The organism is Peribacillus sp. SRI_006 (assembly GCF_057586375.1).
In genome coordinates this window covers 20968-37312 of the sequence record NZ_JBYCZT010000026.1, presented here as the reverse complement: position 1 = coordinate 37312, position 16345 = coordinate 20968, and the positions used below count along the sequence as shown (strand labels likewise).

15 protein-coding genes are annotated in these 16345 nt (G+C 40.4%); 1 reads left to right on the top strand and 14 read right to left on the bottom strand.

What is annotated here, in order from left to right; all coding sequences use genetic code 11:
* Positions 1-19: 19 nt before the first annotated feature.
* Entirely contained in the window at positions 20-808 is a 789-nt protein-coding gene (locus AC2YHV_RS26240) for an SDR family NAD(P)-dependent oxidoreductase (protein ID WP_487374464.1), read from the bottom strand.
* Positions 809-1171: 363 nt separating this feature from the next.
* The gene (locus AC2YHV_RS26235; RefSeq protein WP_098936549.1) at positions 1172-2452 is read right to left on the bottom strand and encodes an MFS transporter; all 1281 of its coding nucleotides are present in this window, start codon (positions 2450-2452) and stop codon (positions 1172-1174) included.
* A gap of 705 nt (positions 2453-3157) precedes the next feature.
* Here AC2YHV_RS26235 and AC2YHV_RS26230 point away from each other — a divergent pair.
* On the top strand, positions 3158-4180 hold the full coding sequence (locus AC2YHV_RS26230; protein ID WP_487374463.1) for an NAD(P)H-dependent amine dehydrogenase family protein: 1023 nt from the start codon (positions 3158-3160) through the stop codon (positions 4178-4180).
* Between the two features lie 217 nt (positions 4181-4397).
* On the opposite strand, the gene AC2YHV_RS26225 is transcribed toward AC2YHV_RS26230, so the two are convergent.
* The 12 genes from AC2YHV_RS26225 to AC2YHV_RS26170 all read right to left on the bottom strand — a co-directional run bounded on the left by AC2YHV_RS26225 (position 4398) and on the right by AC2YHV_RS26170 (position 15809).
* Positions 4398-5153, bottom strand: a complete 756-nt coding sequence (locus tag AC2YHV_RS26225) for an IclR family transcriptional regulator (protein WP_034312598.1) — start codon at positions 5151-5153, stop codon at positions 4398-4400.
* Between the two features lie 256 nt (positions 5154-5409).
* Positions 5410-7137, bottom strand: a complete 1728-nt coding sequence (locus AC2YHV_RS26220) for a sensor histidine kinase (protein ID WP_487374462.1) — start codon at positions 7135-7137, stop codon at positions 5410-5412.
* Positions 7138-7160: 23 nt separating this feature from the next.
* Positions 7161-7622 (bottom strand): GAF domain-containing protein, encoded by a 462-nt coding sequence (locus tag AC2YHV_RS26215; RefSeq protein ID WP_034312603.1) that lies wholly within the window; start codon positions 7620-7622, stop codon positions 7161-7163.
* Positions 7612-8265, bottom strand: coding sequence for a response regulator transcription factor (locus AC2YHV_RS26210; RefSeq protein WP_034312606.1), 654 nt, complete (start codon positions 8263-8265; stop codon positions 7612-7614). The genes AC2YHV_RS26215 and AC2YHV_RS26210 overlap by 11 nt, the downstream gene beginning before the upstream one ends.
* Positions 8266-8354: 89 nt before the next feature.
* A complete protein-coding gene (locus AC2YHV_RS26205) occupies positions 8355-9005 on the bottom strand; it encodes a sensor histidine kinase (RefSeq protein WP_487374461.1) in 651 nt (216 codons plus the stop codon).
* A 196-nt stretch (positions 9006-9201) separates the two neighbouring features.
* The gene (locus AC2YHV_RS26200; RefSeq protein WP_098864609.1) at positions 9202-10707 is read right to left on the bottom strand and encodes a nitrate/nitrite transporter; all 1506 of its coding nucleotides are present in this window, start codon (positions 10705-10707) and stop codon (positions 9202-9204) included.
* Positions 10700-10987, bottom strand: a complete 288-nt coding sequence (locus tag AC2YHV_RS26195; RefSeq protein ID WP_268937906.1) for a hypothetical protein — start codon at positions 10985-10987, stop codon at positions 10700-10702. Before AC2YHV_RS26195 ends, AC2YHV_RS26200 begins: the two co-directional genes overlap by 8 nt.
* A complete protein-coding gene (locus tag AC2YHV_RS26190; RefSeq protein WP_054396283.1) occupies positions 10974-11285 on the bottom strand; it encodes a hypothetical protein in 312 nt (103 codons plus the stop codon). Before AC2YHV_RS26190 ends, AC2YHV_RS26195 begins: the two co-directional genes overlap by 14 nt.
* Before the next feature lie 186 nt (positions 11286-11471).
* Entirely contained in the window at positions 11472-11999 is a 528-nt protein-coding gene (locus tag AC2YHV_RS26185) for a Rieske (2Fe-2S) protein (RefSeq protein ID WP_487374460.1), read from the bottom strand.
* An 11-nt stretch (positions 12000-12010) separates the two neighbouring features.
* Positions 12011-12571 carry a 4Fe-4S dicluster domain-containing protein gene (locus AC2YHV_RS26180; protein ID WP_487374459.1) on the bottom strand — a complete coding sequence of 187 codons (561 nt, stop codon included), beginning with the start codon at positions 12569-12571 and terminating at the stop codon, positions 12011-12013.
* The gene (locus tag AC2YHV_RS26175) at positions 12572-14740 is read right to left on the bottom strand and encodes a molybdopterin oxidoreductase family protein (RefSeq protein ID WP_268937903.1); all 2169 of its coding nucleotides are present in this window, start codon (positions 14738-14740) and stop codon (positions 12572-12574) included.
* Complete coding sequence (locus tag AC2YHV_RS26170) at positions 14727-15809, bottom strand: hypothetical protein (protein WP_063591345.1); 1083 nt, start codon at positions 15807-15809, stop codon at positions 14727-14729. The genes AC2YHV_RS26175 and AC2YHV_RS26170 overlap by 14 nt, the downstream gene beginning before the upstream one ends.
* Between the last annotated feature and the right edge of the window lie 536 nt (positions 15810-16345).

Sequence of the window (16345 nt, the reverse complement as noted above, 5' to 3'; positions counted from 1 at the left end):
ATTCAAATACCTCTCCAGCTTAGCCAAGGCCCCGCACTGACAATCCGCCGTCGCTGGAAATGATTTCACCAGTGATTGCGCGTGATTCGTCAGAAGCTAACAGTACATAAGCCCCAACGTGATCTTCCGGCATCTGGGCAAGTTGAAGAATATTCCGTTTTTTAATGCTGCTTGCTTTCGTATCATTATCAACGATTTTCACAAATGGACGCAGCGGTGGAATCACCGTGAGTGCTGTCAATGTACCCCCTGGGGCTACGGCATTTACCCGGATGGAAGGCGATAGTTCGAACGCAAGCTGGCGCATCAATCCAATTTGGGCGTGTTTGCTCGCTGTATACCAAACACCGCCGCCATCTGGATAAAAACTTGCACCGGACACGGTAAAAATAATATTGCCATTCGTTTTTTTCAGTTCTTCAAGAGCAGCTTTAGCTCCGAAAAAAGAGCCTTTTACGTTAATATTGAATAGGAAATCATACGCTTCGGAAAGCGCCTCGGGAGTCACATCGGCAAATTTGGCAAATCCATCGAACACGCCTGCATTCGCAACGAAGACATCTAACTTTCCGAATTGCTCAACAGTAGCTTGGACCGCTTGCTCATTGTCTTCGTATTTGCTTACATCTCCCTGATAAGTAAGGATGTTTTCACCAAATTCTCCTTTCATTTTCGCTAATGTCTCTTTAGAGCGGCCGATAATGCTCACTTTTGCTCCTTCTTGTATAAAACGGCGTGTGACAGCTTCTCCTATTCCAGAAGCTCCCCCTGTAATCAAAACGACTTTATCTTTTAAGGCCATGCCCATTGTCTCCACCCCTTCTGATATCTTTCAAACATAATGAACGGTTATCCAAAGATCGTTTCCATTCATATATACGGTCTTGTAGCGAGGACATAATCCTTATATATGTTTCATATATAAAACTATGTTTTTTTATATAAACAATTCTAAAATGTAATCGCTTCATTGTCAATGTAAGCTGTAAAAAAAACTGAAACCATCGTTCGGGAATATGTGCCTTGTACTATATCAAGCTGTGGTAATCCTTATTCCTGTGTACACGTCAATGAGTATTCAAGATTTATTGTGGTTCTCAGTAAGAACCTAGCGTCCCTTCTTACTGAGAGACCCTTTCTAAAAAACGTATGATATTACTTTTTTTGCTCTCTATAAAGTTACTTTGTTTCCTGTTGTATTACTTAGGTGATTTTCGGCAACTTCTTGTTTAATCATAAACAAGTACGCGACAAACCCCAGAGTGGCTGCTACTATCAGCATGGCAATGGAGGGACCAAAATCACCGCCAGACATATCGCGGCTCCACCCCATGATATAGCTTGAAAATCCACCCATAATATTCGTGAATCCCATTAAACCGGCCGCGCGTCCCGCTGTTTCAGGTGTTGAAAATTTGATGATGAAGAAATTGGTTAGATGAAACATTCCTCCCTGAGTTCCCATGGCGAGCCCCATTGAAACCCCGGCCATAATAGGACTAGGTGCAATGACAGCGATTGTCAAAAATACAGCTGTTAGTATGAAAAGAATCGTCGCAAGCAAGCTCGGGCGTTTTGTTTTGTCCGCCAGAAATCCGCCAGCCAGGACAAATCCTAGCGCGAATAGCCATGATAATGAGGTAATCCCAGTCATTGCATCTCTTTCAAAGCCTTTGGCCTCCACGAGATAGGTAGGAAGCCAAATACTGATTCCAAAGAACAGAAAGGACGACATCAAATTGCCAAACCAGACAATCCAATAACGATAATCCTTTGCGAAGAATTGCTTCAACTGCACATCATGCGCTTCGTCCTTTTGGCGAATATAGGAGACTTCCTCATTACTCATGCGTGGATGTTCTTCAGGCGTATTACGAGCCAAATACAGGAACATTGGAATATTTATAAACAAGTTAAAGGCGGCGAGAGCAAAGAACGCGGCCTGCCAATGAAATGTTGAAATAATGAGGATGAGCATAACGGTACCCACTGCCGGGCCAAGGTAGTTTCCAGTAATCCAGAATGACTGTGCCCTGCCAAGCTCTCTTTTATTAAACCAATTCGATATAAATTTACCCGATATCGGGATCATCATTCCTTCCCCGATTCCGAGGATGACCCTACTAATTAAAAACATTTCGTAAGAAGTGGACAGTCCTCCCATGACCATTGTCGCAGTCCATACCAGTAAACCTAAAACAGCTGTTTTCCGCGCCCCTAACTTGTCGATAATAACACCCCAAAAAATGTTGGAACAGGAGTATGAAATCATGAATATAAAGGAAATCAAGCCAATTTTCGCATTTTTATCCGGGCCAGTCAGACCAAGATCACTTAAAAATCCCGGATCGGTTTGGATAACAGAGATACCTACTTTATCAATCTGACCGAAAAACCAGAAGAAAAAAATAGGAATCGCAATGTACAACCATCTTTTTTGACCTTGTAACATGTTATTTCCCCCTTATAATAGGCTCGTTTGAATGCGCTTTCATGATTTTCGATACAAAATGGCTATCATGCTATCAAACTTCACCAACTCCCCCTTTCAAAAGATAGCAGCAACTTTTGTTTCATATAAAAAACATTGTTACCGATATTTAATGTTATATTGAATTTTCTTAATAGTCAATAATATTCCGAATAATATTTTTTAGCAGAAAAAAGTAGTTTTATATACAAAACTAAATAAGGTAGAGTTTCGATAAAAAGAACCCGAAACAATACCTTACCCATCTATCACATAAAACCAGCTAATGTTTCTGCAAATCCTCGTACCTTAGGTAATGCATCTCCATAATTATTTGAAACATCATGATCTGCAGCAATAAAATGTCCATCATGTGACTGAAGCGATTCTTAGTCTAGTTCCGTTCAAGTAAAGAGTTTTAACCGGGAATAGTATGACGGTTTTCTGTCCATCACCCCAACTTATGCTGCAGCTTGAGGTGAATAAGGCATACAATTCGTGAACCGCCAACCAACGTTACCTTAGATAGGTAAACCCAAAATTGAAGAATGATTCTTCTTCCGCTCATTCGGTTGCCGTCTTCCTTTTATAACGATTCTTTATAAATATATAAAAATTAACTATTTTTATTATTTATCATTCAATGTTAGCATTTTGTTATAAGTTATTTGAAAGGATGATAGATGAATGACTATCCAATATTCTGAATTCGCAGTATTCGGGCTCGGTCCCATCGGAATTGAAATTCTACGCAGTGCTTATCAAACGAATCCTCAATCTATTATCGGTGTTGTCGATATTGACCCCGATAAGGTAGGGAAAGATATTGGCTTCCTGATCGATGAAAAGGAAACGAACAAGTGTGTAGTTCCCCATATCCAGGAAGTAAATACTGAAGCTGACCACCCTATCGCCCTACATGCAACCGGTTCCAATGCACAACAAGTATGGCCCCAAATCAAAGAGCTGCTAGATCACGGTTTTTCAGTGGTTTCCACCTGTGAACAGCTTTCCTTCCCTTGGCATCGCTACCCTTTACTTTCAAAGGAAATAGATGATTATGCTAAAGCAAAAGGACTTAGTGTCATCGGGACCGGAATCAATCCAGGGTATATCATGGATACTATGGCCATTTCTTTTACAACAGTATTGACCACCGTTAACCAAATTAAGGTCATCCGTAAAGTCGATGTTTCGAAAAGGCGCCTCCCTTTACAAAAAAAGGTCGGAATCGGGATGACCAGAGAAGAGTTTGAATTTTTGGCCCAACGGAATGAAATTGGGCATGTAGGTCTTGAGGAGTCTGTAAGGTTAATCGCTTATGGGCTGAATTGGGAACTTTCAAATGTTATCAATACCATTGAACCAACGATTGCAAGCGAAACTATGACCGTTCCGCTAACTACCTTAAAACGAGGGGATGTTATGGGGCTCCATCAAATTTCCACAGGCAAGACTGTGGACGGAAAGGAAATTTCCTTGGATTTAACGATGTCTGCAGGTATTAAACAGGAAGATGAAATCGTTATTGAGGGGAACGAAACCCAAAGGTTGATTGTTCCAAACGGCATTTTTGGAGATACTGCAACCGCAGCAATGATCATCAATACCGCTAAGCAAATTGATGCCCTCCGTAAACCAGGTTTACTTACAATGGCTGACATCGGGGTGCCAAGAAATATAAATCAATCACACTTTGTGCGTATTTAATGGCTGACTTGCGATAAAGTATTACGATATAGGAAAAGGTGAACCCCTAATGGTTCACCTTTTCGTTTTGGTTCAACTGGGCATGTGACATGACAAAAAACCACCATAAGCGGTGGCTTTACTTCCTATATGTAGAATGCAGGTTTCGACTAACTTAAATAAGTTATCTTATTTCAGAAAAATATATTCCGAAAATGAAATGACTTTTCTATTTTCATTAATGTGTTCGAGAACCAAGTTTCACGGAAATGGCTTTGGCAGCTTTCGTTACTTTGTCAATCAATTCAGGCAAGCGATCTTCCTGAAATCTTGCTTCAATCCCAGCGACACTAATACCGGCTACTATTTCACCTTTACCATTGAGTATCGGCGCACTCACCGCTTTTGTATAATCCTCCAGTTCTGATGAAGTTATCGTGTACCCATTTGATCTCGCTTCATCCATTGCATGACGGAGTTTAGTTTTATCCGTAATCGTTCCCATGGCGATTGGTTTTAATTGGATGTTTTCCAAATAATTTTCACGCTCTTCTTCTGGCAAAAACGCTAGGATGATTCGAGAATCGCCAGCGTACAATGGCGAACGCCTTCCAATGGATGTATAAAGTCGAACAGGCTGCAGGGTGTCCACCTTTTCAATATACATCGCTTCATCCTTATCCCTTACAATTAAATTCACTGCTTCTTCAACATCATCCCGTAGGTCTTTCATGATCGGATAGGCGATTGACCTGATATCCAAACGCTCCCCTACCAGTTGACCAAACTGCAAAAATATCAATCCAAGTGAATAGCGGCCATCATCGTCCTTTGTCAAAAACCCCATTTCCTCCAAAGATCCCACCATACGGTGTAACGACGTTTTCGGCAAATTGGAAAGTTCCATCATTTCATTAAAGGTCAGTTTTGGATGATTTATGAAAAGGGTTAGGATTTGCATGGATTTCACGACCGTTTTGTTATGTGCCTGCATACAATGTCTCCTTTCACGATACATGTTTTCCTTAACTATCATTCTATTATAAAACATGGAAGAAAGGATGTAATGAAAATAACCGTATTGATTGTTTTTCGAAATGCTCTGTTTGTATTCTCATTTGATTTACCGGCACTTTTTAATATTTGATCGAATCCTTTTATTATCCCGAAGCCCCATGGAACGAGTAATAATGTGAAATGCTGAAGCGTTTAGCTGATTAAGTTACTTGATCATTACGAAAACCCATCCACTACAAAGGCATTTTCAAGATTACTTTTGTCCCTTTCCCTTCACGAGAATGAAGGATAAGGTTTCCTCCGCAAACTCTGGCTCTTTCCTCCATACTGAATAAGCCTACTCCTCTGGTAACTTTTTTGATATCAAAGCCCTTTCCTTGATCTTCTATTTCTACACGAACTTCTTCCTCTATTTCCTGGATCGTCACTGTAGCTTCCTCTGCATAGGCATATTTCCTAATATTTGTTAATGCCTCTTGAATAATACGGTAAATGGTAATTTCTTTGTTTGCATTCAGACGGCAGTTCAAATAGCATTCAAAATGTACCTTGATATGATGATGCTCTAAAAATTGCGCCACTAAAGAGCGTATGGCAGGGAACAGTCCAAGATCATCAAGTACCGATGGCCTTAATTCCCAGGATAGATGCCGGAGTGATTCGATAATTTCGGTCGCTTCATCTTGCATTTGATCTAACAGGGGATGATCCATTTCTGTCTGAAGTCTGTTAATCGTTATGAGATGGCTGTATAAGTTTTGTCCGATATCATCATGAAGCTCTCGGGAAATGCGTTTTCTTTCTTCTTCCTGCACATCAATGATTTTCCCGGTCATTTTCTGAATCTCTTCTTCCGCAAGCTTACGCTGGGTCACTTCATGACGAATCGCTAAATATTGATAAGGTTTCTGGAACTCATCAAGAAATGGAACGATTGTCGTATCCACCCAATAATAAGTATTATCCTTGGTCTTATTTTTAATCTCGCCTTTCCATACTTCCCCTGATGATATTGTTTTCCAAAGATTGTTGAAAAACTCTTTCGAATGAAATCCCGAGTTAATGATCCGATGATCCTGTCCGATCAGCTCTTCTTTTGAAAACTTTGAAATCCGGCAAAATTGATCATTGACATATTTAATCGTCCCTCTTTGATCGGTTATTGCTACAATCGAGGAAGCATCCAAAGCAAATTGGAAATCGGCCATTTTATTTACAAATTTCCCCAACTCCTCTAAAACTCGTTTATATTCGGTAATTTCCTTGCGAATTGCCAGGTATTTATATGGGTTCCCTTTTTCATTTAAGAAAGGGACAATTGTGGTATCGACCCAATAATGAGTTCCATCCTTCGCTTTATTCTTGATTTCACCCCGCCAAACACTCCCTGATAAAATTGTCCGCCAAAGTTCTTGCATAAATTCCTTTGAATGATGACCTGAATTGATAATTCGGTGGTCCTTCCCGATAAGCTCTGTTGCTGAATATTTGGATACCTCACAAAATTTCTTATTAAAGTTTATTATCTTGCCCTTTTCATCAGTAAATGCAACAATCGTGGATTCATCGAGTGCGTAAATTAAATCAACCAGTTCATTGATCGGGTAGGATTGCTGCTGGTTAATCCGTGATTGGTCTTTCACTTTATGGACTACAATTAAGTAATAAAGCTCTTTCGCAAGCTGAAAGGAGTTCACCCTGAAAAAAAGCGAAAAAGCATGACCATCCCGGTGGATCCCCAACTGGTGGATAATCTCCCCTGCTCCGCTGTGTTGCAGGTTTGCCCCTGGTATAAGATTCAGAAGCTTTTCCCCGTTCAATTCATGATGTTCATAACCAAAGTTGTCATATACCTGTTGATTCGCAAAAGAGATGACTCCAGATTCATTGACAAGGATTGTCGCATCGCTGGATCTAGGCGTTACCCCTTTTTCCATTTCCAAATGTTTATTCAAGTCCATACATAATCCTCCTTGTTGCCATGTTAAATTAAGCTGTTCAATTCCTTTTCCAGTTTTTTCGCTGCATCAAGGATCTTATGCTGGTCACTTTCAGAAATGGGCTGAACTGTTCGTTTACCTACTAATAATACCCCTTTGGGAACACCTTTAAATTGAATCGGAACCGCGAAGGCGCAACGGAGATTTTCCGCAAGCATGATGGGATAATCTAAAGCTTTGCCGTGGATATTATTGGGGAAACCCTCAATCTTCATCGGCGTCCCCGTTGATATGACCCTGCCTGCAATTCCTTTTCCATATCGAACAGTTATCCTTTTGTACTTATCATTTCTGTTGCCGGCGGCATAATGCCAGCTTATATCAGGACCTTTTCTGTTTTGTAAGGCAAGTCCTACAAAATCACCGTTCATTTCATCTAATACATATTCACACGCTTTTTTAAATGGTTGTTCCTCTTTCGATTTACTGTCCAAGTTAAATTCCATACCCTAATAACCCCTTTTTTAAAGCGAATGCAACAAGTTCATGCCTTGTTTTCATCTTGAGCTTTTCCATTAGGTTTCCTTTATGGCTTTCAACCGTTTTCACGCTTATGACAAGCTGTCCGGCAATTTCTTTATTGGAAAACCCTTTCGCAATCAACGTAAGTACCTCTTTTTCACGGTCAGACAACAGATTGATAGAATCAGCGGTTCCCTGCTTCACACTGCCTAAATATTCTTCCATTACCCTTTTTGTTGCAGATGGATGAAGGTAAGCATTTCCGTTTGATAAAGATCGGATGGCTACCAATAGTTCTTCATGGGGTGCACTTTTTAAAATACAGCCTGAAGCCCCGGCTTGAATGGTTCTGAACAAATATTCATCATCATCATGCATGGTAAGTATCAATATGGCTACCTCGGGCATGAGTTTCTTCAGTTCTGAAGTAGCCGATAAGCCATCTTTTCCATGTGGCATGCTTAAATCCATGACTACCACATTAGGCTGAAGCTCTAGTGCTCGTTGTATTCCTTCATTCCCCTCTGAAGCTTCCCCAATGACTTCCATATCGGGATGATTGTTTAGTAGCATCTTTAAGCCCATTCTTACAACGGCGTGATCATCGCAAAGCAAAATTTTTATCAAAGCAGCTCCCCCTAGGTTTGTTCGTGTTTGTATCGTTATATGAAACAACAAGGGGGATTGCACAATTCGCAAACCCCTTGTTTAGCATTTTAATATAATGGCAGAGAAATCTCTATAGAAGTCCCATGATCTACTTTTGAAAAAATGGTACAATTCCCGCCAATCAAATGCATTCTTTCACACATGGCAGCAAGCCCGCTCAGCTTATTCATGGCGGCTTCAACCTCAAATCCTTTCCCTGAATCTTTTATCATGATTAATAACATGCCTTTTTCCCATTTGAATAGTATACTTGCTTTTGTTGTATCAGCATACCTTGCTATATTCACCAATGCTTCTTGGCAGACCCTGAAAAGTGTAATGCTATCTCTATCAGAGATTTGCGATTCAATTCCCAGATTCTCCATCTCAACCTCAATACCATAGGTTGAGGTGTATATTTTCATGTAGCTTTTAATAGCTGAAATAAGCCCAAAAGTCGTAAGGGTAGGAGGATGCAATTCTACAGCCAAAAGCCTGATTTCTTGAATTGCCTTCTCCAATAGCTGTTTCATATCACCTGCATAAATTCTCATGGCAGGCTTTTCGATTGCCGTTTCAATGAGCTGCATTCCGGAAAAGAGACTGGAAAGGGACTGCCCCACACCTTCATGAAGCTCCATCGCAATTCTTTTAATCTCTTCTTCATGTGTTTGTATGATATAAGAACTGATGTTGTTTTTAAGTGGCTGAGTATTCATTCCCACCCTCCTTTTTCAATTATCGCTGATTATTGGCCATTCAAAATGCGGCATGCTCCCCCAATTACACTTTCGGCAGAGTGGTGAGAAAACTGACGTATACCTTTTTTCCCACCTGAAACCTAGCATTAGAACTTCTAGTTCTTGAAAACTCCAATTCAGCCTTCAAATCAATCATTTCATGCGCCAGTTCATTTTATGCTTTTTTCACTCTATGACTTGAAATATCACTAAACATACCTGCATATTGAACGACATCCCCCGCATCATTCTTTATCGAACTAATGGTCAGCCATTGCAGATATTGCTGTCCATCCTTTCGGCTATTCCAGATTTCACCTTGCCAAAATCCATTTATCTCAATGGATTTCCACAAATCCTCATAAAAAGTTCGAGACTGTTTACCCGACTTAAGTATACTAGGGTTCTTACCAATTACTTCATTTTCCTGATAACCCGTAATACTGCAAAACGACGGGTTTACTGAAATGATCTTACCGGTGGTATCGGTAATTAGAATCCCTTCTATTGTATGATCGATCACTTCTTTGGCAAGCCCCATTTTGCCTTGGAAATACATCCAAACAACTAAAATCAAACTTGCAAGGGCAACTTCCGACAACGCCATGAACCCGATTGCATAATGTCCTGTGATATTGAATAACAAGGATAAAATTAATGGCGGAAAAAAACCTCCCAAACCGCCCATAGCGGAAACGATCCCATTCACAATACCAGCCTGCTTTTGGAAATACATCGGCACCAGTTTAAAAATAACACCATTTCCCATTCCGGCACATAGGGCAATACTCAAACAGCCAATGGTGTACCAGCCAATTGATGGAGCAAAGGATAGGATCATCGCTGAAACTGTATACACTCCAAAAACGAACATGAGCAAAATGAGGGAATGAAAACGATCTGCAAGCCATCCGCCAATTGGTCTCATAAGGGTAGCAAGTACAATAAAGCCCGCTGTCCTTAGACCAGCATCAACCTTATCCAATCCAAAGTTAGCTACAAGAAAATTTGGCAGATAGATAGTAAATGCAACAAAAGAACCGAATGTTATAAAGTAAAATAAACTTAGCAGCCATAGTTTTTCATTTTTGTAGACACTCTTCACTTGTTCTAAAAGCGGTGTTTTTACTTTCAGCTCTTTTTTATCCCCTAACAGAAAGTTACCTGCGATAAAGACCGCCAAGATCACAAGATAAAGCTGTACAGTTGTTGACCAACCAAAATTCTCAGCTACAACGGGTGCTGCAAATGCCGATACTGCCGTGCCCAGGTTTCCTGCACCGTAAATTCCGTTTATAAAGCCATGACGTTCCTTTGGATAATACTTAGGTAAAGAGGTTACTCCAACAGAGAATACGGCTCCTCCAATACCAAGGAAAAGTCCTCCAATCAACAAGTCGACAAGGGAATCGGCAATGCTGATATAATAAACAGGGAACAATAGTAACATAAAGCTAATCAGAAAAATTTTCCTGGCTCCGAACTGATTGGCGTAAAAGCCAAGGGGGATACGCAGTACAGATCCCAAAATGACAGGAACGGCTGTCACCAGGGCAAGCTGACTCTCCGGTATAGCAATATCTTCTTTAATAAAGGGCATCAGGGAAGAAATTAATACCCATACCATAAATCCGACTATTAAGTTTAAAGTCTGTAATGGAAGCTGTATTTTCTTAATCATTCTGATCACTCTCTCTTCTAATTACATATTGTAAACCCGTGTTTGCGTCAAAAGCTGACCACTCATTTTTATTTCGAACCATATTGCATGTCAGGGGAACAGCGAAAAAATTCAGGTGATCAAAATAAATGCGTAAATGGGTCATGTCAGGACAAATCTCCACCCTATCTATCTTTTTAGTAACAAAAGGCGCTTTATCCTGCCCATCATCATCCAAGATTGCCACTCTGGCTTTTTCCGAGACTAATGATTGTAAACCGTCCAAATTAATGTGTCCCACATGTATTGCACCCTCTCTTTGCACTGTATACATTCATTTGAAAACCCTGCAAATATTCCCAGAATGTATCTTCTGCATGATTCTCGATAAATTCAATTGTTTCCACTACAGACTCCCAATTGCTCATTCCCTTTACTTCGGCAACTACAATATCGGCCCCATCTATTGACTTTTCATCTAAATACCAGTTAAGACGGACATCTTTAAAAAGGTCTGAAAGGAGCTTATCGATTTCAGCAGCAAAATTTCCAGTTGCTTCTTTTACGAAACAAAAATCAAAGTATGTTTCACTGTTCATTTGATTCACGCCTTTTCGTTTTTCGTTTTTTTATAAGTAAATAACGCTAAGGGAAACACCACTATGTTTAATCCCCCAAATATTAGTACATTTATATAATTTTCATAATAAAATTGGTGAACCATAAATTGGGTAAATACAATATTCATCATCAAGAAAGCACAAAGCAACGCGACACCGATGTACTTAAACTTCATAACGCTTCACCCTTACAGCGTATACTGCGCCATTTTCAACTTTCACTTGAATTTCAGGCAGGGGCCTCCTTGGAGGTCCGGCAGTTGGAGCACCTGTTTCAACATCAAATTTCCCATGATGACAAGGACAGATCATTTCACCTTCTTCTTTCACCCAAAATACCGGGCAACGAAGATGTGTGCATGCATTTTGGTATGCTACGTATTTCGTTTCAGACAATCTGATCAAAATGGCATCATCATGATCCCCTGGAAATTTAAACTCCACTGCGTCACCAATTGGAAGTCCGCTTACATTAGTTATTTTTTTGTGAGGATACTCCTTTTCCCCAAGACCCATCAATTCTTTAGCCGCAATCGCTCCCCAAGGAAGGGATGAAATCGCGAATACTCCTGCAGCTCCCACTAGTGTTTTCATGAACCCTCGTCTGTCGAGCATTCTTTCATTATCCCGTTCAATATTATGGGTGTAATTATCTTCATTAAAGGGGATTTTATTATTTTTATCCGACGGCATATAAATCCCTCCTAAAATAGCTTTTCAATTCCTTGTAAAATACCAGGCAAATTTACCTTAACGTTCGTTTCACTTTCAAGATAAGGCAGGCTACTCACCCATTTTCCATTATCTAGATTAAATTGTTTTTTTCTCTTTCCAATTTCCTCATCGGTGAGCCACTGAAGTGTGTTGGATGGACAAACACTTGCACACATTGGCGGGATACCGTTTTTTGTCCGGTCAATACATAAATCGCATTTATACATTAAGTTTTGCTCTGTGTCAAATTTTGGTATCCCATACGGACAAGCGATCGTACAGTTTTGGCAGCCAATACATTTTTCAACTAAAGCTGATAAGACGGCCCCTGTCTCATGTATTTGGATTGCCTGGGCAGGACAACTTCTTGCACAGGCCGGATTCACACAATGGAGGCACATTAGAGGCATCGTCTGCCGATTGACTAGAGGGTTTACATCATAAACGTAGTTCCTGTTCCGCTCTTCATGACCTCCGCATTGTGTACAAGCAGCAAGGCATGACCGGCATCCTATGCAGTTTTCAAGTTCTAAATAGAGCCTCTTTTTCATTTATTTCACCTTCTTTATTTCGACTTTTTCCATTTGAGCCGCACAGACCTTAAACTCCGGCATACGGGATATTGGGTCAAGCGCTGCAATCGTTAATAGGTTGATAGATTGCTCGTGCCCAAAGTGGTATGGAACAAATACAGTGTCCTTACGAATTGCTTCTGTAATTTTCACTTTATAGAATGCCTCGCCTCTCCGGGTGTACAGGCGGACCTTATCCTCATGGTCCATATTGTATTTTTTTGCTGTTTCCGGATGCACTTCGACGTATGGCTCCGGGCACATATCACGCAGAAACTGGATTCTTCTCGTCTGGTTTCCAGATAAGTAGTGGTAAACGACACGACCGGTTGTTAAACGAAGTGGATATTTTTCATCTGGCTCTTCAGCAGGGGGACGGTAAGGAAGCGCACAAATTTTCGCTTTCCCGTCTGCGTGATAGAATTTTTTATCCAGGAACATATGCGGCGTTCCCATATCATTTTCATCCTTACAAGGCCAAAAAACTCCGTCCTGTTTGTCGATTTTATCCCATGTAGCACCATAATAATCGGCATATCCTCCTTTACTGGCCAGTCTGAATTCATCAGCTATATCTTTTGCTGTTTTCAAATGGGAAAAGTATTTTCCTTTTCCAAGACGTTCTGCAAGTTCTACTTGGATTTGCCAGTCGGGCTTAGATTCACCGATTGGTTCTTGTGCCTTATTTATCTTAATAATTCTTCCTTCAAGGTTAGTAACTGTTCCTTCATCTTCTGACCACGTTACAGATGGCAGGATCACATCCGCAAACTCCGCTGATTCAGAAAGATAGAAATCCGAACACACCATAAAATCAAGATTTTTCATCGAAGTTCTGACGAAATTCAGATTCGGAGCAGATACTGCAGGATTAGAACATAGCAGATACAGTCCGCGAATCGTTTTTTGTTCCATCAACTCAAACATTTCATATGCAGATACACCCGGCTGGGGCATTTCTTCAGGAGTGATTTTCCATACTTTACAAACCTCTGCTACATGTTCAGGGTTTGTAATTTTACGGTATCCTGGCAATAAATCGGCTTTCTGACCATGCTCCCGTCCCCCTTGCCCGTTTCCTTGACCGGTGAATGTCGCTACACCAGACTTTGGCCGTCCGATTTTACCTGTCACAAGCGCCAAGTTTGTATATCCAGATACATTGTCAACACCCTTATGCTGCTGTTCGATTCCACGTGCGAACATGACAACTGCATTTGGTGATTTCCCATAAATTTCTGCTGCACGAATGATTTTTTTCGATGCCACACCTGTAAGCTCACTCGTATATTCCGGTGTAAATTCTTTTACAAGTTCTTTTGTTTCTTCAAACCCGTTCGTATGATTATTAATGAATTCTTCGTCTGCATAACCGTTTTGAATTAATAGATTTAAGATTCCATTAGCAAGGGCAAGATCCGTTCCCGGTTTCAAGTCAAGATGAACATCTGCTCTTCTCGCAATAGGAGTTTCACGGGGATCTGCCACGATAATGTACCCTCCTCTTTCTTGTACGTTCCAAACACGGAACATAGAAGTTGGATGGCATTCTGCTGTGTTGCTTCCTGCGATAAATAAGCAATCTGTTTCATGAATATCAGTCCAAGGTAATGTTGAACCTCTATCAACTCCAAAAGAACGAAGGAATCCCCCCGCTGCACTCGACATGCAAAATCGGCCATTATAATCAATGTAGCGAGTTCCAAGAGCCACACGTGCAAATTTCCCTGTTAAATAGCATTTTTCATTTGTCATTGATACCCCGCTGAAAACGGATAATGAATCTTTTCCATATTTAACTTGAAGTTCCCTGAACTTATTTGCGATTAAATCATACGCCTCATTCCAGCTTGCTTTACGGAAACCTTCCTTTGTTCCCTTTAATGAAGCATCATCACGAATAAGCGGTTTTAAAATACGATCATCATGATTCGTCTGCTGGTAAGCTGTAACCCCTTTTGGACACATTTTCCCAACGGTTACAGGCCAGTCATAACGGGGCTCAACCCCAATGATTTTATTCGTCGCTACATTTACCCTTAAATTCATTCCGCACTGCATTCCGCAATAAGCACAATGGGTTTTGACCAATGTTTCATTCGGGTGTACCACATTACTTTCTGCTTTAAAAAACTTATCCTTTTGCATCCTGGTTTGCCTCCTTAACTTTTACTTCATGGATGGGGAACCCAGAAAATTGGGCAATCCTGTATTTTCTTCGACAAGGAAGGCACATTTCAGCGAGATGGTGGCCTTCTTTCGCTTGGAATTCTATATCATTCCTGCCGAGTACCTCTATGACATCTTTTGATTGTTCTGTTGAAACAAACTCATTACCGCATACTTTGCATCCTTTCATGGATTGTTCCGCATAATGTTCTCTGTAGTTTCTTGCAAATACACTCATTGGGCGGAAAGGTATGTGCGCAAGTTTTCCAAACGGAAGATAAATCAATGTAATGATGACTGACCATTGGTGAATCAGTGACATGGCCGGCTGTCCTGCACCATGCATAAAAATGTTCATGAACGTTAGTGCCAATCCTGTAACGCTGACCAATAACAGCATGAATAATGGAAGGAAGTCATACATGAATTGTTGCTCTGCCCTTGCCTGCATATTTTTCAAACGGCGATAAAGGGCCATGCATACTCCGGAAATGACCATCACTGCTGTTATGTTCAGTGCGTTATATGATAACTTCGCAATGAGCCCATCAGCTGGCACTGTCATTACTTGGATCCCCATTGCGATGATGTTGTAGTAACCGTTCTCGTCCATTGTGAAGTACATCCATCCAAATACTAGAGGAAAGGTCACGAAGCAGGAAAGAATGCAGCCCCAGCCCATAAGAACGTGCTGTGTCCATCGGTAAATTCCCCTGTTCCAGATGAAATTGTATGTTGCTAAATGTTCAACTGTTGTTTTGGGCGTTGATCTTCTTAAGAGAATTTTGATTCCTTTTTTTATAAAAACCTTTGTTGGCGGCCTTTCCCCCCAAGCGATAAATCTGTAAAAGAAACCCCCAATAAAAATAAACGTCCCCACCATATAGCCATAAAGGTTTAAATCCACGTGTGTAAACATTCTCGTACCTATAAACGATAAGAATACAAGTCCGCAAACTGCTAGAAACATAGACTTTGCAAAATGTGATGCAAAAGCATCATCAATCGATTTTCCTGTTTTTTGATTTACGGCGACTTTTGCCTGCATTATTATTCCTCCTCATTACAAACAATTACCATACCCTTATTGTAAGATCTTGTCTGATTGTTCGATATCGGGGAACTTCCCCATCCTTTTGGAAAAATCCCCTTAACTTTTGAAAATAAACAGAAATTCAGGCGTCAGAATGGTGATTAGTCCATATTTCCTTCACTCTAATTTCATAACTTCTTATTTGGGATTGGGGTAATAATGTAAATAAGTACGTATGAGGATGTTGGATTTCAAGATTTTTTTGAAGAAAAAATGCATGTCAACCTCTCCTCACTTTCGAATTGCAAACCGGTTTTGGAAGACATTATTGGACATAGTGGAAGAAAGGGACCTTCTTTATCATGAACTTTGTTTAATGAAACAAAAAAGAAAGCACTCTTTAAGAGTACTTTCTCCAGTTTGCAGACATAAGGTCAACGGTAATCCATATGTGTTTCAGCTTCTTCAATCGTTTTACACATAGAACGAATATCGAAGGTATAATGAATGAAAAATAAGCTTCCTACCTCTGAATACATATCTTTCACCAA

What these genes read in the sequence shown, in the direction of transcription:
- AC2YHV_RS26240 (WP_487374464.1), bottom strand. Translation starts at nt 808, where the DNA reads ATGGGCATGGCCTTAAAAGATAAAGTCGTTTTGATTACAGGGGGAGCT.
- AC2YHV_RS26220 (WP_487374462.1), bottom strand. Translation starts at nt 7,137, where the DNA reads ATGGACTTGAATAAACATTTGGAAATGGAAAAAGGGGTAACGCCTAGA.
- AC2YHV_RS26235 (WP_098936549.1), bottom strand. Translation starts at nt 2,452, where the DNA reads ATGTTACAAGGTCAAAAAAGATGGTTGTACATTGCGATTCCTATTTTT.
- AC2YHV_RS26190 (WP_054396283.1), bottom strand. Translation starts at nt 11,285, where the DNA reads ATGAACAGTGAAACATACTTTGATTTTTGTTTCGTAAAAGAAGCAACT.
- AC2YHV_RS26175 (WP_268937903.1), bottom strand. Translation starts at nt 14,740, where the DNA reads ATGCAAAAGGATAAGTTTTTTAAAGCAGAAAGTAATGTGGTACACCCG.
- AC2YHV_RS26170 (WP_063591345.1), bottom strand. Translation starts at nt 15,809, where the DNA reads ATGCAGGCAAAAGTCGCCGTAAATCAAAAAACAGGAAAATCGATTGAT.
- AC2YHV_RS26180 (WP_487374459.1), bottom strand. Translation starts at nt 12,571, where the DNA reads ATGAAAAAGAGGCTCTATTTAGAACTTGAAAACTGCATAGGATGCCGG.
- AC2YHV_RS26225 (WP_034312598.1), bottom strand. Translation starts at nt 5,153, where the DNA reads ATGCAGGCACATAACAAAACGGTCGTGAAATCCATGCAAATCCTAACC.
- AC2YHV_RS26200 (WP_098864609.1), bottom strand. Translation starts at nt 10,707, where the DNA reads ATGATTAAGAAAATACAGCTTCCATTACAGACTTTAAACTTAATAGTC.
- AC2YHV_RS26215 (WP_034312603.1), bottom strand. Translation starts at nt 7,622, where the DNA reads ATGGAATTTAACTTGGACAGTAAATCGAAAGAGGAACAACCATTTAAA.
- AC2YHV_RS26230 (WP_487374463.1), top strand. Translation starts at nt 3,158, where the DNA reads ATGACTATCCAATATTCTGAATTCGCAGTATTCGGGCTCGGTCCCATC.
- AC2YHV_RS26185 (WP_487374460.1), bottom strand. Translation starts at nt 11,999, where the DNA reads ATGCCGTCGGATAAAAATAATAAAATCCCCTTTAATGAAGATAATTAC.
- AC2YHV_RS26205 (WP_487374461.1), bottom strand. Translation starts at nt 9,005, where the DNA reads ATGAATACTCAGCCACTTAAAAACAACATCAGTTCTTATATCATACAA.